Origin of the sequence: Paenibacillus sp. UMB7766-LJ446 (assembly GCF_030226665.1) — a bacterium.
GTDB lineage: Bacteria > Bacillota > Bacilli > Paenibacillales > Paenibacillaceae > Paenibacillus > Paenibacillus vandeheii.
This window is the reverse complement of sequence record NZ_JASOYM010000004.1, coordinates 97,473-122,262: the sequence shown is the minus strand read 5'-3', so window position 1 is coordinate 122,262 and position 24,790 is coordinate 97,473. Positions and strand designations below refer to the sequence as shown.

19 protein-coding genes and 2 pseudogenes are annotated in these 24,790 nt (G+C 47.9%); 7 read left to right on the top strand and 14 right to left on the bottom strand.

What is annotated here, in order from left to right; translation table 11 throughout:
• Positions 1 to 104: 104 nt before the first annotated feature.
• Positions 105 to 1,100 carry an iron-hydroxamate ABC transporter substrate-binding protein gene (locus tag QP794_RS11730; RefSeq protein ID WP_285076698.1) on the bottom strand — a complete coding sequence of 332 codons (996 nt, stop codon included), beginning with the start codon at positions 1,098 to 1,100 and terminating at the stop codon, positions 105 to 107.
• Between the two features lie 259 nt (positions 1,101 to 1,359).
• Between QP794_RS11730 and QP794_RS11725 the strand changes: the two genes are divergently transcribed.
• The gene (locus tag QP794_RS11725) at positions 1,360 to 1,959 is read left to right on the top strand and encodes a hypothetical protein (RefSeq protein WP_285076696.1); all 600 of its coding nucleotides are present in this window, start codon (positions 1,360 to 1,362) and stop codon (positions 1,957 to 1,959) included.
• Positions 1,960 to 2,050: 91 nt separating this feature from the next.
• Here the strand turns inward: QP794_RS11725 and QP794_RS11720 are convergent.
• Both QP794_RS11720 and QP794_RS11715 read right to left on the bottom strand, forming a co-directional pair.
• Positions 2,051 to 3,287 (bottom strand): annotated as a pseudogene (locus QP794_RS11720) (multidrug effflux MFS transporter).
• Between the two features lie 41 nt (positions 3,288 to 3,328).
• The gene (locus QP794_RS11715; protein WP_024631866.1) at positions 3,329 to 4,075 is read right to left on the bottom strand and encodes a GTP pyrophosphokinase; all 747 of its coding nucleotides are present in this window, start codon (positions 4,073 to 4,075) and stop codon (positions 3,329 to 3,331) included.
• Between the two features lie 243 nt (positions 4,076 to 4,318).
• On the opposite strand from QP794_RS11715, the gene QP794_RS11710 reads away from it, so the two are divergent.
• On the top strand, positions 4,319 to 5,188 hold the full coding sequence (locus QP794_RS11710) for an alpha/beta hydrolase family protein (protein ID WP_285076694.1): 870 nt from the start codon (positions 4,319 to 4,321) through the stop codon (positions 5,186 to 5,188).
• 134 nt (positions 5,189 to 5,322) lie between these two features.
• The gene (locus QP794_RS11705) at positions 5,323 to 6,051 is read left to right on the top strand and encodes a YoaK family protein (protein ID WP_285076692.1); all 729 of its coding nucleotides are present in this window, start codon (positions 5,323 to 5,325) and stop codon (positions 6,049 to 6,051) included.
• Positions 6,052 to 6,078: 27 nt separating this feature from the next.
• On the opposite strand, the gene QP794_RS11700 is transcribed toward QP794_RS11705, so the two are convergent.
• Entirely contained in the window at positions 6,079 to 6,972 is an 894-nt protein-coding gene (locus tag QP794_RS11700) for a LysR family transcriptional regulator (protein WP_285076690.1), read from the bottom strand.
• A gap of 138 nt (positions 6,973 to 7,110) precedes the next feature.
• On the opposite strand from QP794_RS11700, the gene QP794_RS11695 reads away from it, so the two are divergent.
• From QP794_RS11695 to QP794_RS11685, 3 genes are all read left to right on the top strand, one after another.
• Positions 7,111 to 7,815 (top strand): O-methyltransferase, encoded by a 705-nt coding sequence (locus QP794_RS11695; RefSeq protein ID WP_483311899.1) that lies wholly within the window; start codon positions 7,111 to 7,113, stop codon positions 7,813 to 7,815.
• A 77-nt stretch (positions 7,816 to 7,892) separates the two neighbouring features.
• Positions 7,893 to 9,224 (top strand): MFS transporter, encoded by a 1,332-nt coding sequence (locus tag QP794_RS11690; RefSeq protein WP_285076686.1) that lies wholly within the window; start codon positions 7,893 to 7,895, stop codon positions 9,222 to 9,224.
• A gap of 106 nt (positions 9,225 to 9,330) precedes the next feature.
• Positions 9,331 to 10,503, top strand: a complete 1,173-nt coding sequence (locus QP794_RS11685) for an AbrB family transcriptional regulator (RefSeq protein WP_285076684.1) — start codon at positions 9,331 to 9,333, stop codon at positions 10,501 to 10,503.
• Between the two features lie 77 nt (positions 10,504 to 10,580).
• On the opposite strand, the gene QP794_RS11680 is transcribed toward QP794_RS11685, so the two are convergent.
• From QP794_RS11680 to QP794_RS11640, 9 genes and pseudogenes are all read right to left on the bottom strand, one after another.
• A complete protein-coding gene (locus tag QP794_RS11680; protein WP_285076682.1) occupies positions 10,581 to 10,784 on the bottom strand; it encodes a hypothetical protein in 204 nt (67 codons plus the stop codon).
• Positions 10,785 to 10,860: 76 nt separating this feature from the next.
• On the bottom strand, positions 10,861 to 11,124 hold the full coding sequence (locus QP794_RS11675; RefSeq protein WP_285076680.1) for a YkgJ family cysteine cluster protein: 264 nt from the start codon (positions 11,122 to 11,124) through the stop codon (positions 10,861 to 10,863).
• Between the two features lie 2 nt (positions 11,125 to 11,126).
• The gene (locus QP794_RS11670) at positions 11,127 to 12,008 is read right to left on the bottom strand and encodes a chemotaxis protein (RefSeq protein ID WP_285076678.1); all 882 of its coding nucleotides are present in this window, start codon (positions 12,006 to 12,008) and stop codon (positions 11,127 to 11,129) included.
• Positions 12,009 to 12,261: 253 nt separating this feature from the next.
• Positions 12,262 to 14,269, bottom strand: a pseudogene (treP, locus tag QP794_RS11665) (PTS system trehalose-specific EIIBC component).
• A gap of 29 nt (positions 14,270 to 14,298) precedes the next feature.
• The gene (gene treC / locus QP794_RS11660) at positions 14,299 to 16,020 is read right to left on the bottom strand and encodes an alpha,alpha-phosphotrehalase (RefSeq protein ID WP_285076676.1); all 1,722 of its coding nucleotides are present in this window, start codon (positions 16,018 to 16,020) and stop codon (positions 14,299 to 14,301) included.
• Positions 16,021 to 16,333: 313 nt separating this feature from the next.
• The gene (gene dctA, locus QP794_RS11655; RefSeq protein WP_285076674.1) at positions 16,334 to 17,686 is read right to left on the bottom strand and encodes a C4-dicarboxylate transporter DctA; all 1,353 of its coding nucleotides are present in this window, start codon (positions 17,684 to 17,686) and stop codon (positions 16,334 to 16,336) included.
• 241 nt (positions 17,687 to 17,927) lie between these two features.
• The gene (locus QP794_RS11650) at positions 17,928 to 18,620 is read right to left on the bottom strand and encodes a metal-dependent hydrolase (protein ID WP_024631853.1); all 693 of its coding nucleotides are present in this window, start codon (positions 18,618 to 18,620) and stop codon (positions 17,928 to 17,930) included.
• Between the two features lie 89 nt (positions 18,621 to 18,709).
• On the bottom strand, positions 18,710 to 20,401 hold the full coding sequence (locus tag QP794_RS11645; protein WP_285076672.1) for a glycoside hydrolase family 13 protein: 1,692 nt from the start codon (positions 20,399 to 20,401) through the stop codon (positions 18,710 to 18,712).
• 142 nt (positions 20,402 to 20,543) lie between these two features.
• Entirely contained in the window at positions 20,544 to 21,002 is a 459-nt protein-coding gene (locus tag QP794_RS11640; protein WP_285076670.1) for a VanZ family protein, read from the bottom strand.
• Positions 21,003 to 21,338: 336 nt separating this feature from the next.
• Between QP794_RS11640 and QP794_RS11635 the strand changes: the two genes are divergently transcribed.
• Positions 21,339 to 22,148, top strand: a complete 810-nt coding sequence (locus tag QP794_RS11635; RefSeq protein WP_285076668.1) for a CPBP family intramembrane glutamic endopeptidase — start codon at positions 21,339 to 21,341, stop codon at positions 22,146 to 22,148.
• A gap of 112 nt (positions 22,149 to 22,260) precedes the next feature.
• Here the strand turns inward: QP794_RS11635 and QP794_RS11630 are convergent, their stop codons facing one another.
• A complete protein-coding gene (locus tag QP794_RS11630; protein ID WP_285076667.1) occupies positions 22,261 to 24,693 on the bottom strand; it encodes a glycogen/starch/alpha-glucan phosphorylase in 2,433 nt (810 codons plus the stop codon).
• Between the last annotated feature and the right edge of the window lie 97 nt (positions 24,694 to 24,790).

Here is a 24,790-nt window from a genome sequence, read left to right as displayed (position 1 = left end):
TCTTCATTAATATTATATATCGTAAAATGTTGAAATCACAAAAAAACTCCATGGTGCTCATCGCACCATGGAGTATAAATATTCGACTTCGTATTTGATATCTGTTATTTTACGATACTGTTTTGGATGTCTTCCATAATTTGAAGGTTTGCTTGGACTCCGCTATACAACCAGCTGCTTGAACGGGTAAATTCGAACAAGTTACCATTTTTCACCGCAGGGATGCTCTGCCAAACCGGATCTTTGAGTGCTTCTGCGCCAGTACCTTCATCACTGTTCACAAAGAAGAGGTAGTCAACATCCATTTCCGCCAATTTTTCAAGCGAGATGGAAGACCAGTTGCCCGTCGCATTGGCAGAGATTTCTTTCACCACTTCAGGCTCTGCAAGCCCAAGGTCCTTGTACATTACTTCTCCACTCGATACGTTGTCACTTACGATGAAGAACTTGCCACTCACCAGCCAAATGGCTGCAGCAGATTTCGTTCCACCTGTAACTGTGTCCAGTTTTCCTTTGATTTCTTTGGCTTTGACTTCGTAATCATCCAGCGCTTTTTGTGCTTCATCACCTTTATTCAAAATCTCACCGATTTTCAGCAACGCTTTACGCCAGTCGTTATTGATCTCATCACCAAGTACATACGTAGGTGCAATTTTGCTGTATTGCGCGTATTTTTCGCCTTCAACCACACTTTCCGAACCGATAATAATCAGATCCGGGTTGAAACTTACGACCGCTTCAAAAGGAAGATCGAAGGCAATGGTAGGAATACCGTCCAGATCCTTTTGCAAATACTCCTGAATTCCGTTGGCTACAGACCATTGGGCAACAGGCTTAACGCCAAGTGTAACCAAGTTGTCTTCCAGATAGGAAGCGATAATACGCTCGGGATTCGCCGGAATTTTCACTTCATGGCCCATTGCATCTGTCAGAGTACGTTCTGCCGGAGCTTCTGTTTGTGTCTCTGTCTCCGTTGCAGTATTGTTCTCTCCTGCTGCTGAACCGTTCTCTGCTGGCTTCGATCCGCATGCTGCCAGCCAAATAGACATGACCATTACCGTGATCAGAAGCATGATCATTTTTTTATTTTGTTTAAACACGTGACTATCCCCTTTCGAAATGAACACCTCAATGGATTGAGTTGTTATGACAGACTTAGACGTTTATACATTATTCATGCATATTATACTTGTATGTACTTTTGTCCAATTCCATTGACAATGATAATTGTTATCAACGTAGTTGTCAATGCAGTTTTTGCCCGATAAGGCCGAATGGCATTCATTTGAACGATTCACATTTGGGCGAATGCCGCCATATGCTAATTCCAGAATACGACGACAGGAAGGATGTTCGTACATGGATTACGTATATAACACATATTCAGCTTATGGAGAAGATCGCTCCTATCAGCTCCCTCCTTTGTTTCCAGGTGGCGCTCCAGGCGGTCAGCCCGTGCCAGGTATTCCGGGAGGACCGGGTTCTTACCCCCCTTATATTCCAGGTGGAGGCGGAGGCACAGGCGGTCAACCTCCCTACTTTCCTGGAGGCGTACCTGGGACGACGCCGGGTGTTCCTGCTCAGCTGTCACAGAGCAATCTGCCCACCTTGCTTAGCGCCTATCCTCGCCCTGTAGGTCAGCCCCCTTCAGAGATGGTCTTTCTATATAACCTGATCAAAAGCAGTCCCGGCCTTCTACCGCTATTCATCCAGCAACAACCACAGAATCTGACTCAGGCCGTGCAGTTTGCCCAAACCGGAGTAGCAACGCCTCGTGATCCCGAGCAACGTGTACTGCAAAATTTCTGTTACAACCGCTGGTCTCTTGTATTTACGTACAATGACGTATACTTAATGTGGCCTTCCACCAATCTGTTCGGTTTTGTCATCGGTTACTTCTATCCTTTTCTGACTCCAGGTATCCTGCTCAATACACAAATTTTGTTTGCTCTTTGCTAAAACTCGTTCAGACATAGAAGAAGCGCCCCAGCTGAAGGACAGAACCTTCCACTTGGAGCGCTTTTTTGCCAAGCAACAACACAATACTTTTTTACACCAATCGCTGATTATCCTGACGTCTGCCGCTCTTGCCTACCATTACAACGTAAATTAGCAACGCGCCAAGATCCGCACAAGCGATAACAATGCCCATCGGCACAGCTCGTATTTTCTCCTCCCAGACCTACGAGCGGAGCGACAATGCCGCCGAAGAGAAACGTCATTACCCCAATAAGAGCAGAGGCACTGCCTGCCGATTTCTCCTGATTGGCCATCGCCAGGGCGAAGGAAGCCGTATTAACCAACCCCACACTGGATACCACGAGGAATAAAGGAATCAGGACTGCAATCAGATTGCCTCCGGCCAGAATGGCAATGAGCAAAGATGTTCCTCCCAGCGCAGCAGTGAGCAGCCCTGCGATCAACAGACGGGTTTCAGATACTTTACCTGCGAGTCTTCCGGCGATCTGACTTGCCAATATGATGCCCAAACCGTTAATGGCGAAGCAGACACTGAACATCTGCGGGGAGATGCCATATATTTTCTGAAGTACGAATGGCGAACCTGATATGTAGGCAAACATGCCAGCAGCGACGAACCCTTGGGTTAAAGCATATCCCATGAACTGGCGATCCCCCGCAATTTTGCGGAATGTAACCAGGGTCTGCTTGAGCCCACCGCTGGATCTGCGTTCTGGAGGAAGGGTCTCTCCAAGACCAATCACCACAGCAATTAAAGTCAAAATACCGATGATACTCAGCAAAATAAATACGCCGCGCCACGATGTATACGCGAGCAATTGTCCACCGATAATCGGTGCAGCTATCGGTGCGACGCCATTAATCAGCATTAGGAGCGAGAAGAATCGTGTCAGCTCCGGTCCGGAATACACGTCCCTTACCACCGCACGTGAGATGACAATTCCCGCCGCTCCCGCTGCCCCCTGAATGAACCGAAGCACAACAAAAGAACCCATGGTCGGGCTGACCAGACAGAGTATGGAAGCGATTGTATAGAGAATAAGACCCGCAATAAGCGGCATACGACGACCACGCACATCACTTAGAGGTCCTGCCAGCAGCTGTCCTGCCGCCAGCCCGACCATACATGCCGTAAGACTGAGCTGGGCATAAGAAGTGGAAGACTGGAATTCATCGGCCAGTGTGGGCAGTGCCGGCAAATACATATCCAGGGACAGCGGGCCAAAGGCCGACAGTGTCCCCAGAATCAGTGCCATACGTACCCGGGATGTAGAATGGGTGCTTATTGAGGCTGGTGTACTTTTCATATGAATAACATATTCCTTTCCCTGCGGTAGTTCTCTTTTCCTTAGTGTTCTCCGTCTCCCAGCAGCTTGAGCAGGTTGGAAGGCAGTGTGAACTGTTGATTGTTAATGATAATACGACGCAGCTCTTCTTCATCCCGATCGTTCTCGGCATCCTTGATTTCCTGAATCTCCCGGTGCAGCCTCTCCATTTGCTGGTCCAGTGCATTCGCAGAGTCCGCTGCACTTTTCAGCTCTTTGGTCAAACGCTCGGGAACATCCTTATTGTATTTATAAAAGATTTTATGCTCCAGGCTGGCCCAGAAATCCATCGCAATCGTACGAATCTGGATTTCCACACACGCCCGTTCCTCTCCATTAGACATGTAAACAGGCACCTCCACCAGAAGATGAAGGCTTTGGTAGCCGTTTGGCTTCGGATTCTGGATATAATCTTTTACCTCCAGCACACGCAGATCACTTTGGTTGCACAACATATCCTTAATGCGATAAATGTCTGAGATAAAGGAGCAGGTAATGCGTACGCCAGCGATATCCTTAATATTATTCTTGATACTTTCAAAGGTTAACTCATGATTTTTGCGGAACATCTTGTTCATAATGCTCTCAGGTGACTTCAATCTGGATTTCGTATGTTCTATCGGGCTGTAATCATGCAGGGACTGAAACTCTTCCTTCAACACCTCAATTTTGGTCTCCATTTGATCCAAAGCAAATTTATAGATCATCATAAATCTTGTAATTTCGTATTTGAATTTCTTGAATTGATCAATCGGATGTGGAGCGTTCATCATGGTTTTCTTCCTTTCTTCGTGCACACTAAAGTTAGTTTTATGAATAAGAGGACATCGGTCAATCCAAATGTCTCCTGAACCATTATAAATCATATGGAGCCAATAAACGAATTTCTCGCAATGAATTGTCGTTGCTGACTGGAAGGTATGGGAACCTCGTTTAGGCGCATCCTAAAGAAGGATCATTATCCATTGGCATCCCATTTCCGATGAAAGAGGTCGATCTCCCTGCTCTATCATGTGACGTATTCGTCCGATGCGCTCCGGGTAAAAGGCTATTTAGGCCTGCCGGACGGTTGCCCCCTCCCCGCCTTCTCAGCATATGAAAAAGCATATACCAGCTCTGCCCTTTCAGGCTTCGCCTTAGCACAACAATCCATGCAAGTACAACAGCTCACAAGCCGCTATCCTCCTGCAAAACAACACACCTTGGACGGCAATGGTGCACGTTGGCCGGTTCTGATCTATTGTCGCGGCGGGCTGGGCAACTATGGTGGGGTAAATACTGCTTGGCTGGAGCAATTTGTCCATAAAGGTTATATCGTCTTTGCTCCATCCTATCGTGGCAATGAGGGTGGCGAAGGGCATGACGAGTATGGCGGTCGAGATGCCGAAGACGTGCATGCCGCTTACCGGCTCGTTCAGGAGTGGCCCTTTGCCGATACGAAGCGAATTTCAATAATGGGATTTTCTCGTGGAGCCATTAATGCCGTACATACAGCAACGACCTACAATGAAGGGCCTGGGCAGATACATAAACTGGTGCTTTGGAGCGGTGTCGCCGATGTGGAACGCACCTATCATGAACGAACCGACTTGAGACGTACATTGAAAAGAGTGCTTGGCGGTTCACCACGTTCCGTTCCGGAAGCTTACCTCGCCCGTTCTCCCTTGTCGAAGGCACACAAACTTCACTGTCCTGTGCTGATCATGCATGGCACGTCGGATACACAGGTGAATTACAGTCATGGAACCCGGATGTATCATTGGCTGAAACGCAGAGGCGTGAGTGTTACGTTTCACGCTTATGGGGGACAGGATCATCGTTTTCAGGAGAGGGTGCATGAGGCGGCGGTGAACAATATGTTTGACTGGCTTGCCGCACCTTAGCTTCAAGCTAGAGACGATTTAAACATGTTTGCTGATATGGGAAGTTTACATTGCATCATGAACTTCATTTTGAAGGATCATGCGTTGTGGATGTATACTGGAGGGGCTACGTTTTTTGGAAAGGACGGATATTCATGAATCAAAATACCCTCCAAAAGTACGCGATGCTGCTGCTGTGCCTGTCTGCCGGAATGGTCGATGTGATCGGATACCTGGGACTGGGGCATGTGCTTACAGCCAATATGACGGGCAATATTGTGCTGCTGGGGATTGCGATTGCCCGTGCTCAGGAATTTGTTGTGCTGCGCGCACTGCTTGCCCTCATTGGTTTTATTGCCGGAAATGCCATAGCGGCACATATGATCGGACGGGTGCAGACGAAAAATGGCTGGTCTTCCCGGGTTACAACGGTGTTCACTGTAGAAAGTATATTGCTTCTGCTCTTTGCCATCACGATGATCAGTCCTTATTCGGAACAATTGTCCTATATGCTAATTGCCATCCTGGCCGCGGCTATGGGGATGCAAACGACTGCTGCGCGCCGCATTGGGATTGCCGGTATCTCAACCACCGTGCTCACCAACAATCTGGCCGCCGTGGTTGAAGATGCAGTAAGCATTCTTCAACGGCTGAGACATGCCAATATTCGCTCACTGGTCAAAGCACTGTCAGCAGATGCGTACCTTCGCGCAGGCGCCGTGGTGATCTATTTGTGCGGCGTTATTCTAGCTGCGATTCTATTCCACCACGTACCTATGACGGCAGTCTGGATCCCTGTTCTCATCGTTGGTGGTGTCACCCTATACGCCCGTTTATACTCCAGAAGAACTGCCAAAACAGCGACAGATGACATGCAAAGCTAGCTCTTATCCGATTATTCTACTATTTTATTACATTAATGATGCTTCCTGTCTGATAAGTTCAACCAGATGCTGTGCGGCAGGAGATAACACTTCCCCAGCTCGTGTACATACGGCTACCGTGTTTTTCAACTGCACACCTCGAACGAATACACGTGCCAGCTTGCCTTCTTGGACATCTTCCTTTACGACCAGAGAAGAAATAAAGTTGGCTCCATACCCTGCTTTCACCGCACTGATCGTTTCGTTCAATCCATTAAACTGAAGCGCAATACGGGGAGCAGCCAGGTTATTTGTGGTGCAAAGAGAAACCAGACGCTCCCGTGTAGCGCTGCCCTCTTCGCGCATGATGAAGGGCTCCGCTACCATTTCCCGAAGCTCAATTTCTTTCCCCGCATAAGGATGATCAGGATGGACGACAAACCACATCTCATCTTCAAACAATTCGTCCCAATGGATACCTGAATGTGTAATGCCACTTCCACCATACACCGCAATCTCGGCCTCATAACGCAGCAGTTGGTCAAAAGCCATCCGGGTATTGGTTGTACTCACCACCAGCTCCACATCCTCGTGCATCTGCTTAAAACGGGCAATCCAGCCCGGCAGCAGAAAATTCGAGGGTAAATAGGTTGCGGTAAGACGAATCAGCCCTTTTTTGCCCGCCCGAAAATCCTCTACAAAGTTCTCGACATCCTGTTCCAGCATGAACAGACGTTCCGCATAACCTGTTAACTGTGTTCCTGCATCGGTAAGGACCAGTCTTCTCCCCTCCGAAGCGAATAATTGAATGCCCAGTTCTCGCTCAAATTTCTTCACCTGGGAGGATACCGCTGGCTGGCTAATGTTGAGTTCTTCTGCCGCACGCGTAACTCCGCCAAATCTAACGATGGCATGAAACAATCGTAATCCGTGCAAATTCAAATCTTACACCTCCTTCACTTGAAATGTATAATCTAAAGTTATAGTAACATACATAATATATATTTTATTTATATATCTGTTCACTTTATAGTTGAAATATGAAATCCAATACATGCAATCGGAAAGGAACAGATGACGATGAACAATCTGAATGTTTCTGCTCAACAGCAAACCTGGAGTGAGGTCGACGACTATTTGAACGCCTTATTAATTCCCTCAGATTCCCTTCTGGAGCAGGCTCTAAGTACAAATACAGAAGCCGGCTTGCCCGCCCATGATGTAACGCCCAATCAAGGGAAACTCCTTCAGCTCCTGCTTCAAATACAAGGCGCAACACGTGTGCTCGAAATCGGGACACTTGGCGGATACAGTACGATCTGGATGGCAAGGGCCCTTCCCGAACACGGACGCATCGTTACACTGGAGGCTGAGCCACACCATGCAAATATGGCACGAACCAATCTTACGCGTGCAGGACTTATGCACAAGGTTGATCTTCGAGTAGGTCCGGCTCTGACTACTCTTCCCGACGTTCAGGAAGAATACAGGGAGCCTTTTGATTTTATCTTCATTGATGCTGACAAACCAAGTAATCCTGATTATCTGAGATGGGCGCTGCGTCTGGCTCGCCCGGGAAGTCTGATCATTGGTGACAACATCGTCAGGGACGGTGAAGTTATCAATGCAGACAGTACGGACCGAAGAGTTATGGGCGTTCAATCTTTCCTGAAATTAATTGCGGACAACCCGCGTCTTGAAGCGACAGCACTTCAGACTGTAGGCAGTAAAGGTTATGATGGATTCGTGATTGCCCGTGTGCTGGAATCTCCTATGACAAAATAAACAATGGTCAATTCTTCCGCAAATCCCCCATTCCTGTTAAACTGAAATTACTGCACAGGCAGACTGGGGGAAACCACTTGAGACTTCTACAACAGATTCAAGCTGAAATTCGGGGCTGGTCCCGCAATATTCAATTGTTTTTTCTGGCAAGTATCTTGTATCAGATCGGAAATGGCATGTTCTCTGTCTTGTACAATCTGTACATTCAGGGTCTCGGCTACAATGATACAATGAACGGCCAGATTGTAAGTATACAATCACTTGCGACAGCGATTATGTTTGTTCCCATCGGACTATGCGGCGATTTCTTCAGCCGCAAGCGGCTCCTGATTACCGGCGCTTTGTTCAGCGGAATCTTCCTGATTGGCCGTTCCTTCGATTATTCTGCCAGCGGACTGATCTGGTTTGCTGTATTTTCGGGACTTTTCGCTGGCGTATTTCAGGTACTGGCCATTCCTTTCCTCGCTGAGAATGTGAAGAAGAGTCAACGACTGAAGATGTTCAGCTATTATTCCTCCCTCGTGCTTGCTTCTCAGGTTCTTGGCAGCTTGGGTGGCGGCGTGTTTGCAGACTTGCTTCATACGGCAGGACTTGCCAAAGTCACGGGTCTGCAAACCGTATTGTTTGTGGGTGGGGCAGCCACGCTGGTTGCGTTTATTCCGATGTTATTTGTATCCGAGGATAAGAAGGCACCGCAAGCGGATACACCGGTGCAACCTGTTACTGAATCTGCACCATCTGCAGCTGATGGTAAACAGGGTGTCGTTCATTCTGCAGAACAAGACAGCAAGAACGATACCCTTAGCCAAAAGAAAGATTCCCGTTTGATTGGACAATTTGTCATCACCCAATTATTAATCGGGTTTGGTTCCGGACTGGTTGTGCCTTATCTCAACCTGTATTTTACCAACCGTTTTTCGGTATCCTTAAGTGCCATGAGTCTGCTAATCTCTTTGGGTCAGATCATGACCATTGTATCGATGCTGATTGGTCCCACACTTGCGGCCAAGGTGGGAAGTGTTCGGGCTGTCGTCATCTTCCAGGTCATGTCGCTGCCCTTCCTGCTGTTAACTGGCTTCACGAATCTGCTGCTCATCGCTTCGGTGAGTTTCCTATTCAGACAAGCACTGATGAATGCGGCCAATCCGATTCAATCCGCCATTCTGGTGGACAGAGTATCGGATAAACGCCGTGGAATCGCCAATTCTCTGATGCAAACCGCTTTTATGATCGGATGGGCCACCATGGGACCTGTTCAATCCTATCTTGTGACCACTTATGGCACATATTGGGGTTATGCAATCACGTTCAGCATTACAGGCAGTTTATACGTGATTTCATCGCTGATGTACTATATGATGTTCAAAGAACCGAAGCCTTCTGCCCGTGTAATTGCGGCGAACAGATAAATGACAACAATTCAGCAGGATAGCGGGATCGACCTGCTCTCCTGTTCTGCTTCGTAATGTGCCATTTCACCGTTCAAGGATCAATCATTGTATCTTATCATCAGGAGTGATCTTACATGTACTTCAATCTACCCCATGCAGCCGAAAGACGACGCAGATGGAACTGATGCACAAGCTCGGTTCCCACGTTGTCTTTCGGTTTTTTCTGAGTTTGGGTGTCTCTGTCCTTGGCGGGTTCATATTTACAGCGATCCATACCCCCATCCCTTGGCTTCTTGGACCAATGATTTTTATGCTGATTGGTTCACAGATTGCCAAGCTGCCACTCTTGTGGCCCACTTCCATTCGGGACTATGGCATTCTAATCGTCGGTTACTCCATCGGATTAACACTGACGGGAGAAGCGCTTCAAGGCATTTTGCACCAGCTTCCCATGATGCTGCTCATGACCTTGCTCTTAATCGGATTATGTACCTTGACCGCCTTTGTTGCTTCTAAACTGACAGACTTTGACTTTCCCTCCCTGCTGGTTGGCAGCATTCCCGGCGGACTGTCCCAGATGGTCTCCCTTGCGGAAGAGATGAAATCCATCAATCTGACGCTCGTTACTTTTTTGCAGGTCACGCGGTTGATCATGATTGTATTCTGTGTTCCGTTCCTGCTATTTAGTCTATGGATCGGAGGAACAACAGGTGGGGGGACGGATCAGCCAATGATCGAACCAGCAACTTGGTCAGCACTCTTCCCCGAAATCCTGCTCTATGCCCCGCTCTGTGTCGCTGGTGCATGGGTTGCACGTAAGCTTCGGTTTCCCACCGCATTTATGCTCGGACCAATGATCGTCATGTGTGTTATTCAATTAAGCACAACGATGCAAACACCCAATCTGCCGTCTTCCCTGCTTAACATTTCGCAATTAATGATTGGCAGCCATGTGGGTCTGATGCTTCGTCCTCAGCAGCTGCAACGCAAGATGCAGACCGTAACACTCGCAATCACGAGCAGTGTTCTCCTCATTGCAGGTTCGCTTGGCTTGACCTATATATTAATGAAGTTGTTCTCCCTCTCGGCCGCTACATCATTGCTGAGCATGGCACCTGGCGGAATGGATCAGATGAGCATCATGGCTCATGAAGTCAATGCTAACCTCTCGGTTGTGTCTGGATATCAATTGTTTCGCATCTTATTTATATTCTTTATCGTTTCTTCGCTCCTAAAGATGATTCTCATGCGTATGTTGAGGAAAAAAGAAGCGAGTACCCGCTCTTCGGTCACGTAAAACGAAATGTACATATTAAAGAGAGTATCCGCCTGATTTCCAGCCTGCGGATACTCTCTTTAATATGTTTGCTCAAGTTATGAATAAACCCGACTATACATCCAGCTTATAATGCCCACGGTTACAGCGGCCGCCACAATAATAAATGCATAATAGCCAAGTTTGCTTTTTACCCCTGATGTCTGCTTGTCATAGAAGTCTGAGTTTCGCCTGTAGAATCCCATCCACAGTTCTCCAATCATATTCACAACGATCATTACAAACCGTCTGGCAAGTTCCATTCATCCAATACCCCTTTCTTATCTCAAACCCCTTCCATATTAAGTATAATTATCCTTTTATCTCAAAACAACTCTGTCACGCTGAAATCGGGGCAGTTTCCTGTTCGAGCCAGCTCAATCGTTCAAACGCCTCCTGATCTGTGCTGCCACACATCTCTTCCGAAGCCTGCAATCCGCTGCATACAGCGGGGCGCTCTTTCTGACCGAAGATCCCACAGCGATTGTCCTCCGTCAGCTGTACACAACGTACACCTGCCGGCTTGCCGTCAGCCATCCCGGGTATCGGCGATGAGATCGAAATCGCGATACAGCATGCGGCACAGCCTGTCCTGCATTCCATAATTATTGTCCTCCCTCCATATCTGGCATTGAACCTGATCCACGATTCACCCATGTCCACGTCCGGGCCAAACCCTGTGCAATTCTCCGATTCATGGTTCCATTCGAGAAATACCCGCCATGACTCAACGGATTCCAGCTCCCGATTATCCCGCCAGAGTTAATCTCCATGTCTTCTTTGACCGCCGCCTCATATGCCGGATCAATGGGGCGCAGCGGGTAACCCAGAATATCATCCCGATCATAGAAGTTAATCCATTCGCCTTCCAGCCCGGGGAAGTACTGCTCCGCCAGCGGGGAAGGCACCTGAATTGGCCGGCTAAAATCATGGTATCGTAAGCTCCATAACGGCAACGTCGTTCCAAAGGAATAAAAGTTCATTAAGGTATCTCCCCGTTCCAATGCAGAAGTCACATCCACGATGGATGGCGTGCGACTAGACGGATATTGCAGATCATAGAAGAAATTGCTTGCAATCACTGCCCCCAGACTATGAGCAATAATACAGAGGGGAGCATCTGGCCCATTCCGCTGTGCAAGTGCATGCATCGCCCGATTCAGCGTACGATGTACCGCATCATAGTTATGACCTTGATTTTCCACGGGTTGATACGCGACAGCATCAGCCAGATAATGGATAACAAATCGACGCAGCACTTGATAGTTCAATCTCTGAGAGCTGACAAGCTGCTGAAACAGCGCCTCTTCCCGTTCCTCAAATACATCCGCCCAAAATACCGGCTCAATATCCAGAACCTGCTTGGCTGCTCCCGGCAACACCATAACCTGATCCAATTCCTTATGCAAACGCGAAATCAGTGTATCCGCATAATCTTCCTTTTGCATACCCAGACCATGAATGACCATTACCGCAACACGAGTCATGGCTCTCCTCCTCCGTCCATTGACTAGCCACTCTCTTTGAACCATATGAACTTCTTCACCTGAACATGCTTTCCGATCGCTGTGAACATGAGATTTTGCACATACATTCTAGTTACAGTTTACCACGATACAAATAAAAAAAAGAACTGCATAAAGAGTCATACCACACAAGTGGTATGCGTTCAGCTTTTATTCTGAATCTCAAGATGAAAAAAGAAGCTGCGATATTCGCAGCTCCCCCATTGTTCGTAAATTAGCCTTTCAAATGAACCTTAAGCACGCCGTTCTGATTGGATGTAACATCACCTGTAGTGACCTCCACCCGCTCAACCATATCCTGACCGTCCGGAATAATGATTGGCGTAATAAGCGGATATCCCGCAGCTTCAATCACTTTACGATCGAATTCAAGCAGCGTTTGTCCGGCTCTTACCTTCTCTCCAGCTTCAACATGCATGTTAAACCCTTCGCCTTTGAGAGATACAGTGTTGATCCCGACATGAATCAGAATCTGCAAGCCACTCGCGTGTTCAAGAATGACCGCATGTTTGCTTTTGATCACATGGGCAACCTGGGCATCAAACGGAGCAACCACCTGATTGCCGGAAGGCTCAATCGCGACGCCTTCACCCATTTGTTTCTCAGCAAACGCCGGATCAGGTACTTGTTCAAGCGGAACGGCTGTACCTGTTAAGGGTGCCATGATTTCCAGCGTATTCACTGGCTCATCCGCCACCTGAGCAGCACTGCGTGTACGTTGCTCTGTATCTGTATTTGTTGTAGTTGTGCTAGACGCTGAATTAGCTGTAGATGTTTGACTGCCTGCTACAGTAGCTTGATCTGCATTGCGGTCTTCTTTTCTCAATTTCGCTCTTCCGAAAAGAACCGTCAGTACAAACGGAACAACCAGTACAATCGCCATGCCGATGAAGAATACTCCCCATTTGTTCGGGAAAATCGACAGGAATCCAGGTACGCCACCTACACCAATAGAGGTGGCCTGAACATTGTTTATCGTGAGCAGTACGCCGCCAATCGCAGAACCGACCATACCGAAGATAAACGGATAACGATAACGGATATTCACCCCGAAGATCGCCGGCTCGGTTACCCCGAGGAAAGCTGACACGGATGAAGTCGCCGCAAGTCCTCTCATCTTCTTCTCACGAAGCACGAGCATCATGGCAAGTGCAGCTGAACCTTGCGCGATATTGGACAGCGCCAGCATCGGCCACAGGAACGTTCCGCCCTGGCTACCAATCAGTTGTACGTCTACCGCCAGGAACGTATGGTGCATGCCTGTAATAACGAGCAATGCGTACAGTCCACCGTAGATCAGACCGCCCAGAGCCGCGTATGAATCGTAAATATAGATCAAGCCGGATGTAATTCCATTCGCAATCGCAAATGTAACCGGACCAATGATTGTAAATGCCAGGAACCCGGTAATCAATAAGGTGACAGGAGCAACGACCAACAGTTTGATCGAATCATGCACCCTTTTGTTCAGGAAAATCTCCAGCAAGCAGATAGGCGGATACCAATACCGGCAGAACCTGCCCTTGATAACCGATCTTCTCAATATGCCAGCCGAACAGATTCCACGTAGGCACGGTGCCTTCGTTCACTGCATTGGCGTAACCATAAGCACTCAGCAGATCCGGATGAACCAGAATCAGACCAAGCACAATCCCGAGCAATGGACTGCCGCCGAACCTTGTTACAGCGGACCAACCAATTAATGCTGGCAGGAAGGTGAAGGCTGTGCTCGCGATGGTATTGATAATTGATGCAAGATCCTTCCATGCTGGATATACATCCACCAGTGATTTTCCATCAAAGAAAATGCCCGGCCCTGTCAAAATATTATTAATACCGAGCAAGAGACCGGCCGTGATGATGGCTGGCAGGATCGGAATGAAGATGTCCGATAACGTTTTGATCGCACGCTGGATTGGGTTTTGCTTTTTACCCGCAACAGCCTTCACGTCATCCTTGGAAGCGCGTTCGCCTCCGGTAATCTGAATCATTTCATCATACACTTTATCTACAAGCCCAGGTCCGATGACCACCTGGAATTGTCCTTGAGAGGAGAACTGGCCTTTGACGAGATCGTTCTGCTCCAGACTTTCCGTATCTACTTTACTTTCGTCGTACAGGGCGAACCGGAGGCGTGTGACACAATGTGTTGCAGCTTCAATATTTTCTTTGCCGCCGACCGCTCGTACGATCTCCTCAACCTGTTTTTTATCCATTGCCATATTGTCACTTCCCATTTATATGATGTGAATTAGTCCTGTTGCGGTACAAGCCACATATAGGATGAATACGGGCTAAGAGAGATTTCTTGCTCCAGTGCAGGCGATGCTTCTGTATTGCCAATCAGCAACTCTGCTGATTTACCCGCAATGTGATCATTCCAGACAGCATCCGAGAAAGCAAAAGATACGTCCCGCTTGCTGAAGTTGGATACTACAATGAGCGTCTCGCTTCCATTGGTCCGCGCATATGCAAATACATCCGGATGTGCATCGTCCAAACGTTCATACAGACCATCAGTCAGCACACGAACCTGTTTACGCAGAGCAATCAGCTTGCGATAGTGATAATAGATCGAATTCGGGTCAGCCATTTGCTGGGCCACATGAATCGACGGATATCGTTCATCCACTTTGATCCACGGTGTACCTGTAGTAAATCCGGCATTATCGCTTCCATCCCACTGCATTGGTGTCCGGGAATTGTCACGGGAACGCTCTCTCACAATCTGGAATGCTTCCTCAGCAGATTTGCCTCGTTCTTCCTGAAGCAGTCGATACATATTTGTCGATTCAATATCACGGAACTCGCTAACGTCGTTCCAGACCGGATTCGGCATCCCGATCTCTTCGCCCTGGTATACGTATGGTGTTCCCTGCATGCCATGAATGGTTGTAGCAAGCATTTTGGCACTCTCAGCACGATAATCGCCATCATCAGCGAAACGAGACAACGCACGGGGTTGATCATGGTTGTTCAGGAACAACGCGTTCCATCCACCACCGGCCTGCATGCCTGTCTGCCACTCACTGAACAGCTGCTTCATCGCTTCGAAATCGTAAGGCATAAGCTCCCACTTCTGTCCGTTCGGATAATCCACTTTCAGATGGTGGAAGTTGAACGTCATCGAGAATTCCCGGGAAGCAGGGTTCGAATATTTAATACAGTGCTCCAGTGTTGTAGAGGACATCTCCCCAACTGTTACCATATTGTGTGGTCCAAACACGTCTTCATACATCTCCGTAATGTACTCATGCACACGTGGGCCATCGGTATAGAACTTGCGTCCGTCGCCTGGGGAAACGCTACCATCATCATCAGGGAAACGCTGGTCCTTGGAGATCAGGTTGATAACGTCCATGCGGAAACCATCTACACCCTTCTCCGCCCAGAACTTGATCATGTCCCGTACTGCCTTGCGTACCTGCTCGTTCTCCCAATTCAGGTCAGCCTGTGTTTTGTCAAACAACGTCAGGAAATATTGTCCTGTCTGCTCATCATACTGCCACGCAGGTCCGCCAAACTTGGATTGCCAGTTATTCGGTACACCACCGTCCGGCGCAGGGTCCTTCCAAATATAATAATCACGATAAGGGTTATCCTTGGAAGAGCGTGATTGCTGGAACCACTCATGATCCGTAGAGGAGTGATTCACCACGATATCAATCATCAGCTTCATGTCACGTGCCTTCAGACCTTTAAGCAGTTCGTCAAAATCCTCCATCGTACCAAAATCAGGATTAATCCGATAATAGTCCGCTACGTCATACCCGTTATCATGCTGCGGAGATACATATACCGGCTGCAGCCACACGATATCAATTCCGAGATGCTGCAAATAATCCAGCTTTTCGGTTAATCCCCGAATGTCTCCGGTACCCGATCCGGTTGTATCGTTGAAGCTCTTGGGATATACCTGATACACCGTGGAGGTTTTCCACCACGATGATGAAGTTGTGTTCGTTGAACTCATGTTAACGCCTCCAATAAATTGTATTGCTTATATGGTTCTCTTGGCCTAACTTCATTTATATATTACATAACTAAACATGTATATACAAGTTGAAACTTAAATATGCTATCTTTTGCCTCTTTTACACATTCCCCATTTATGATTCCTCTGTAACAATTATTTTGCCGCATACGTTCGTGAACTCCATGATATCTGTATTCAAAACAAAAAAATACGTCTGTCTCCCCACCATTTCATGCGGGTAAACAGACGATTCAGATTTAAAAATTGGATGAGTTAACATATCAAGCAAAGCCCGGTCACTTCCTGTTTTTTACAGCATTTCTGTCGAAATGATTCCTTTACCCTGTTCTCTTTTGTTCAAATTCACCGAGGACAAGGACGCTTGATCTTCTCTTTCCAGCTCTTCGGCACTGATCTCTCCAGAGAGCACAGCCCGCATACGTTTTTGGTCCAACAGCCCTTCCCATTTTGCCACTACAAATGCCGCTACACAGTTGCCCATCAAATTCGTGAATACTCGCATGGTATCCATGAAGCGGTCTGCACCGAGCAGTAAGGCAACTGCAGCTACCGGGAAGGCATTCAGGGCCGCCGCAGTAGCAGATAATGCAAGAAACGCTGAGCCAGGCACGCCTGCCATGCCCTTGGAGCTAAGCATTAATACAAGTAAAATCGTAATCTCCTGTCCCAGTGTCAGATCAATACCAACCGCCTGAGCCAGAAACACGGTTGCCAGCGATAGGTAGATCGAGGCTCCGTCCAGATTGAACGAATAGCCTGTTGGAACCACGAGCCCGACGACCGCACGATCACAGCCTGCTTTGGTCAGCTTGTCCATCATTCGGGGCATAACGACCTCCGAGGAACCTGTGCCAATCGCCAGCATGACTTCGGAGCGGGTATATTTTACAAATTGCAGAAAGTTCAGTCCTGTAATCCACCAGGCAGCCAGCGCAAGCATCACCAGGAATAACAACGCCGCTCCATAACATGCAATAATCAGCAACCCGAAGGATGAGAGTGTGGAAGCACCATAGGCTCCTACCGTATAAGCCATAGCTCCGAATGCACCGATTGGCGCCAGCTTCATGATGTATCCGATTATGCGGAACAGAATACCCAGTACATTTTCAATCAGCGTCAGCACATTCTCTTTTGCCTTACTCTCCGTCGCCGCCAAAGCTACCCCAAATAAACAGGCAACGAGCAGTACTTGCAGCAATGCGTTTTGTGCAAAAGCATCGACAACACTTGTCGGGATAATATTCATAATAAAGTCCACCACATGCGGCAGCTCGGAACCATTAGTTTTGGCTTCGATGCCGCTGGTATCCAGAGTCGAAGGGTCCACGTTCATGCTTGCGCCGGGACGAAGCAGATTGGCAGTGCCAAGTCCAAGGACAAGCGCAACCGTCGTTGCAATCTCAAACCACAGAATCGCTTTGAGTCCAATGCGGCCAACCGACTTCAGATCACCGATTTTGGCAATGCCTGTCACGATCACCATAAAGATCAATGGTGCAATGATCATTTTGATCAACTTGATAAAACCTGTTCCGAGCGGTTGCAGCAGACTGCCCAGATCAGGCCACAGAATGCCTACACCAATTCCGATGATAACCGCTACAATAATTTGAAAAAATAATGATTTCACAAATGACATGAACGCTCCCCCTGTTTTCGGTCAATTCGGATTTCCGGTTAATTTCCGTGTAATTTTTTATAACATTCGGGGGAGGTTTTCAACAATGCCTATTGCATTTTTTTGTGATCCGTACCAACTATTCAGGTCGAAATTGAACTTGAAACCGAAAAAAGACGAATACCACGTCAGTTATCTTGACGTCATATTCGTCTTTAGCTGTTATTTCTTTTAGTATTGAACAGTGCTTAATAAAAGATCATTAGAGAGTAAGGGACTGTCCTGGTGCCAGGACACGACCTTCGAGACCTTTCTCAGCCAGTTGCTGAACAAAACGTTCCGCATCCTGACGGATGACCGGAAATGTATCATAATGCACCGGAATCGTCAGCTTGGCATTGAACCACTCAGCGGCTTGAAGTGCATCCTCCGGCCCCATGGTGAAATGTCCGCCAATAGGCAGGAACGCTACGTCGATGTCATGACGATCACCAATCATTTTCATATCACCAAACAAGCTGGTATCCCCGGCATGCAAAATGGTTTTGCCACCTATGTTAATAATATATCCTGCAGGCAATCCTGCGTACATGATCCGTTGTTCCTCTTCCAGCACGATGCCGGATGTATGGAAAGCCTGAATCATTTTGGCTTGGGCAAAACCAAGATCCACCGTTCCACCCATGTTCATGCCTATGGTGTCCAGACCTTTCCATGACATATATGTAGCCAGCTCGACAATGGCAACCACCTTGGCATGATTGGCCTTGGCAATCGGTTCAGCATCCAGAATATGATCCATATGGGCATGTGTCAGCAAAACAGCATCGGTCTTGATATCTTCCGGTTTGGTGACAGCAAGTTCATTGCCACGCAGGAAAGGATCAATAATCAACGACTTCTCTTCTGTTCCCAGTTGTACACTGGAGTGTCCGTGGAAGGTAATATTCAGCAACTTGTTGTCCTCCTGACATATGTGTTCTTTTCGATTGATTTCAACATTTATTATAAATCAAACCTCTTCGCCAAAGCAAAATTGTGCTCTTATCGCTGCATTTGATAAACCCTTGCTTCATACGGCTGAAGGAGAATTGCATCTTCATCAGTGGAATAACGTTTGCTTACATTGCTGATGAGTAGTTTGGCATGCTCAGCTTGCCAGCCTTCCGGCCAGTGCATCTCAGGCTCATGCTCACGGAAATTCAGGATGACCAATATCTGCTCACCATCCAGTGTTCGGGTATAGGCATAGATATCAGGGTCGTCTGGCAGCAACAGCTCATATGCCCCGTAGATGAGCACTTTTTGTTGTTTGCGAAGTGCAATCAGCCTGCGGTAATAATGTAAAATGGACTGTGGATCACGTTCGGCATCGGCCACATTAATCTCGGTATAATTCTCATTCACCTGAATCCATGGCTGGCCATCGGTGAATCCGGCATGCTCCGTATCATCCCACTGCATCGGCGTACGAGCATTATCCCGACTCTTGCGCCAGATCGCCTGCATGACTTCATGCTTCGCTTTACCTTGACCAATATAATGATTGTAATAATTCTTCGTCTCGATATCCCGGTATTGCTCAATATCCGAGAAGACGACATTGGTCATGCCGATCTCTTCTCCTTGATAAATGTACGGCGTACCTTCCAGTGTAAGCATCCATGTAGCCAGCATCTGGGCAGATCGCACCCTGTACCTTCCATCATCACCGAAGCGGGATACCGGACGCGGCTGATCATGATTGCCCATATAATTGGCATTCCAGCCTCTGTCATGCAGCACGGTTTGCCAGCGGCTCATAATTTCTTTCAGCTCGGGCAGCTTCCACTCCCGATAGTTCCATTTGCCGATTCCGGACGATTGGGCGTCCACAAACATATGCTCAAACTGGAACACCATATTGAGTTCATTCCGATCTGTCCCAACATAGGCCAGCGCCTGTTCCGGTCCAAGCCCCGAAGTCTCTCCAACGGTCATTGGACCGTATGGCTTCAGGATCATGTCGTTGAGTTTGTTCAGAATCGAATGCACCTGTTCGAGATTGGAAAACAGCTGGTACGCTGGAACGACTGGCAGATTATCCGGATTATGCGCGCTGGGTAACCCCTCTGCCTTGGCGATATGTGCCACCGCATCGAACCGGAAACCATCCACACCTTTTTGCAACCACCAGTGCACCATCTCATACATCTCTTCTGCCATCTTTGCATTGTTCCAGTTCAGGTCGGGCTGGTGTTCAGAATAGAGGTGCAAATAATATTCATTCGTTTCAGGATCATGCTTCCACACTGAACCCCCAAAATAGGACTCCCAGTTGTTTGGAACCTGGCCATTTTTGCCTGAGCGCCAAATATAATAATCCCGTTTCGGATTCACTTTCGATGAACGTGACTCGGCAAACCATGCGTGTTCATCTGACGTGTGATTCAGCACCAGATCCATCATGATCTTGAGACCACGCTTGTGAGCCTCGGCCAGCAAACGATCAAAATCCTCCATCGTGCCATATTTGCGTAATATAGAGTAATAATCCCGGATATCATATCCGTTATCATGACCAGGTGAATCGTAGATTGGACAGATCCAAATCACATCCACGCCCAGTCCAGTCAAATAATCAAGCTTGTCATATATCCCCTGCAAGTCACCCAAACCGTCCCCATCCGAATCTTTGAAGCTGTTGGGATAGATCTGGTACACCACACTCTCTTTCCACCAAACGATATTGCCCACCTCGCCTTCATTACTTCATTCTTCATTACTATATAACCCGTTAGTATGTTTTATCCGAAATGCCCCTATTATAAACACTTTGAAAGACTCAAGAAGGTGCCGGAACACAAAAAAAAACCGATCATTGACCGCTAGTTGCAGTTCAATCTCGAGTCTTTCCCTGTGAGTATAGGAATAAGGCAAACCCTATGTATCCAATCCAGGCACCCACGGTATTCAACATAATGTCATCGACATCAAACGAACCCAGGCGGGTAATCAATTGTGTAACCTCAACAGCGAACAAAAGTAAGACGACAACCCCTGTAAATGGCCAGAACTTTCGGCACCTGCGGAATAACCAGGGTATCCATATGCCAAGCGGGATGAACAAGACAATGTTGCCAAACAGGTTCTTCACCCAGGCTTCCGTATGATATCTGTCTCTTTCAAAAAGTAGAGGCTTGATTGTCTCTAAAGGTACTAAATTATATTGATAATTCACGCCAGGCGTTCTCCCGTTGACAAAGAGCAAGTTCCCCATAATCAACATGTACAGCACTGCCATGCAGGCAACGATAGCGAGCATCCGTCTGGAGTGGAGCCACGAGCCTTCGTTCATTATCTGAATTCCTCCGTCCTTTTTTTCCGCGGAGCGGTAAGGTCTATTTTACCGGGATCTAGATCTTCATGTCCAGTTGCTTAGGGGTAGACTTCCATACACTTCCCTACATCCCTATTGTTCACCAAGTCCAAAGTAGGAAAGACCATGATCACCCTGGTCACCGTAAAACATAGTTACCTAAACAGAACCTAAATGACAGCAGCATAAATTTAGCTGGTTTTCATCCATTTGTTTAGCTTCTATTCAACTTGGTCTACTAGAATTGTATATGAGGGAGCAATTCAAATATGTTCCTCGTCACTTAGCAAATAATTTATTGTAGGAGTGTTTATAATGTCAATCAATAGGGACAAGCTGCAAGAATCTTTGGATCCTGACCTTCGGGTTCGTGCCCGCGTAGGATGGGGTGTTCTCACCTATTTCCTCTACAGCGCAGTCTTCTACGCAATCTTCTTGCTCAACGGCATCGACTACACACGAGTGGGTGAAAGTGAGCGGACCCTTCTTCTCTGGTACATAGCACCGCTGTCCGGCGGTGCCGTGCTGACCATAACAATGGTCACGATCTACGGATGGTGGCGCCCTAGCCTGGTTGAAAGACGGCGTCTTTCTCAATGGACAATGACTCTCCCGATCATCATGATGGTCGTCGCGATCGTGAACATGCTGACCGGCGATTTCACGCGTGTCACGCCCCTCATGTGGCTGTATCTCATCTTTGGCAGTATCATGGTCGGCTTCAATGAAGAGATGATCAACCGAGGTCAGTTGATCGTTGCTTTGCGCAGCCGATTCGGCGAATCCGGGGTCTGGCTGCTCTCAACAGCGATGTTCGCAGTCTTCCATCTGCCAAACATGTTCTGGGGCATCGGAGCGGGAGCCCTGTTCCAGGTAGTGGTCGCTTTCGGCCTCGGTTCGATCTTCTACCTCGCCCGGCGGTCTACCGGTTCGCTCGTGGCCTCCATATTCCTGCACGGGTTCTGGGACTTGAGCGTTTTCTCAGCGAATGGCGCGTCGGCATTACCCATCGCTGGTTTACTAGCTCCGTTGTTGGTGATCGCTGCAGTGATCACGGTTCCGATCATCCTCCGTCGTGAAAAGCGGCACGATAAGGCCCAAAGCGTGTCACGACCAGTCGGCTAATTCATACAAAAATCCCCTTGTACAACAAGGAGCGCTCTCTGATGAATGTATATGAATCCAACAGAGATCAAACCTAGTGTACAAGGGGTTTTCTTTGTTAAACAATAATTCTTTAACCTTTCCAGTGTCCGGACACCGGATGAATGCCCCAGATATCCGTCGCATATTCACTGATGGTGCGATCACTGGAGAAGATGCCGGATTGAGCCGTATTCAGCACCGCCTTGCGTGTCCAGCCCGCTACATCGCGATATGCCGAATCAATGGCTGCATGGGCATCGGCATAGGCAGCAAAGTCACGTAATACAAAGTACTCGTCGCCATGCGCCAGCAAGGAGTCATAAATATCCCAGAATTCACCGTCACGTTCACAGAACGCACCTGGATGTACCAACTGCTCCACCACCTCGCGAATCCGTTCATCCTGCTGTACAATCTCACCCGGTCGATAGCTGCCGGAACGATAATACTCAAGGACTTCATCTGCCCGCAGACCAAAGATAAACATATTATCTTCCCCGACCTGCTCTGCCATCTCGACATTCGCCCCATCCATCGTACCGATGGTTAATGCACCGTTCATCATGAACTTCATGTTACCGGTACCGGAAGCTTCCTTACCTGCAGTCGAGATTTGTTCACTGACGTCCGCTGCCGGAATGATTTTTTCCGCAAGAGAGACTGAGTAGTTTTCCAGGAAAAACACTTGCAAACGATCGTTCACGGCCGTATCCCGATTTACAGTATCCGCCACCGTGTTAATCAGCTTGATAATTTTCTTGGCAAAATAATAACTTGGCGCTGCTTTTGCTCCAAAGATGAATGTACGTGGCACGATATCAAATGAAGCATCGCTCTTGAGCCGGTTGTACAAATGCATGACGTGCAGAATGTTCAGCAACTGCCGTTTGTAACCATGAAGCCTTTTCACCTGTACATCAAAAATGGAATCCGGATTGACAGCTGTTCCTGTATGATCCAGGATATATGTAGCCAACCGCTCCTTATTGTGGCGTTTGATGGATTGGAATTGATGCTGGAATGAAGCATCATCCGCAGCTCCTGCCAACTCATTCAGCCTTCCCGGCTCTGTAATCCACTTCCCACCAATCGTATGGGTGATCAGATCCGACAGCTTCGGGTTGGCATGCATCAACCAGCGGCGATGAGTGATGCCATTGGTTTTGTTGTTGAATCGCTCCGGGTAGAGTGCATAGAACGGCGCCATCTCCCGTTCCTTCAATATCTCGGTATGCAGAGCCGCCACACCGTTGACGCTATGACTGCCCACAATCGCCAGATGAGCCATCCGCACCTGATCATTGGCAACAATCGCCAGATGCTGAATACGATCCGGGTCTCCTGGATAACGTTCAAGCAGCATGCCGCAGAATCGTTTGTTGATCTCTTCAATGATCATATAAATGCGTGGCAGCAGCTTACTGATCATGGCTACAGGCCATTTTTCAAGCGCCTCACTTAATGTTGTATGGTTCGTATAGGATACCGTACGGGTCGTGATATCCCAAGCCTCATCCCATCCATAGCCTTTGACATCAATTAGAATCCGCATCAGCTCCGGAATGACCATTGTTGGGTGGGTGTCATTGATATGGAACGCCACTTTATCCGGCAATCGATCATAGGAAAGCTCCAATTTGTTAAACGTACGCAAGGCACTCTGTACACCTGCTGAACACATAAAGTACTGCTGTTTCAATCGGAGCAGCTTACCCTCGTATTGGGAATCATCGGGGTACAAAAACTCTGAAATGGATTCAACCGAACGACTGTAATCGAGATATCCGTAATAGTTCGAAGGGGTATCCTGCGATGTTTCCCGCTTCGGCTCCGCACTCCACAGCCGTAATGTGTTTACATGGGGCTGACCATAACCAATGACGGGTACATCATAGGGCACAGCTACAACGGATTCCGCATCCTTGGTGACAAATTGGTAATGTCCATCCTGTTCATGGGCTTCCACCCGGCCCCAGAATTGTACCTCCACCTTTTTGTCCGGACGGCGGACTTCCCATTCATTTCCCTTATCGAGCCAATTATCAGGTAATTCCACCTGATTGCCGTTGATGATTTTTTGCTCAAACAAGCCATATTTATATCGAATTCCACACCCATGTCCTGCATAACCGAGCGATGCCAATGAATCCAGGAAACAGGCCGCGAGTCGTCCCAGACCTCCGTTACCCAGACCTGCATCCGCCTCCTGTTCTTCCACATCTTCCAAAGAGAAGCCCAGTTCAGCCAGACTGTCACGAACCAGCTCCAGTTCATTCACATTTAGCAGGTTGTTGCCGAGCAGACGTCCAATCAGGAATTCCAGCGAGAAGTAATAGACCTGTTTATCCTGGCGCTGCTTAAACCCCTGATTCGACGCCGCCCAATCCTGACCCACATATTCACGAATCATGCTACCAAGTACGTGATAGACATCCTCCTGCGTCGCTTCTGCTAACGGTTTTCCCAATTTGCTGACCAGATTCCGCCTAAAAATACTCTTGAACGTTTCCTTGTTGTCAAACAAAAGAAGGTTCCTCCCGGTGAAATCCTGTAGGATCGTGGCGGTTCACACTTGTTTCTTACACATGAGTGCTACACCTTTCAAAGCTGCACTTTCGGCT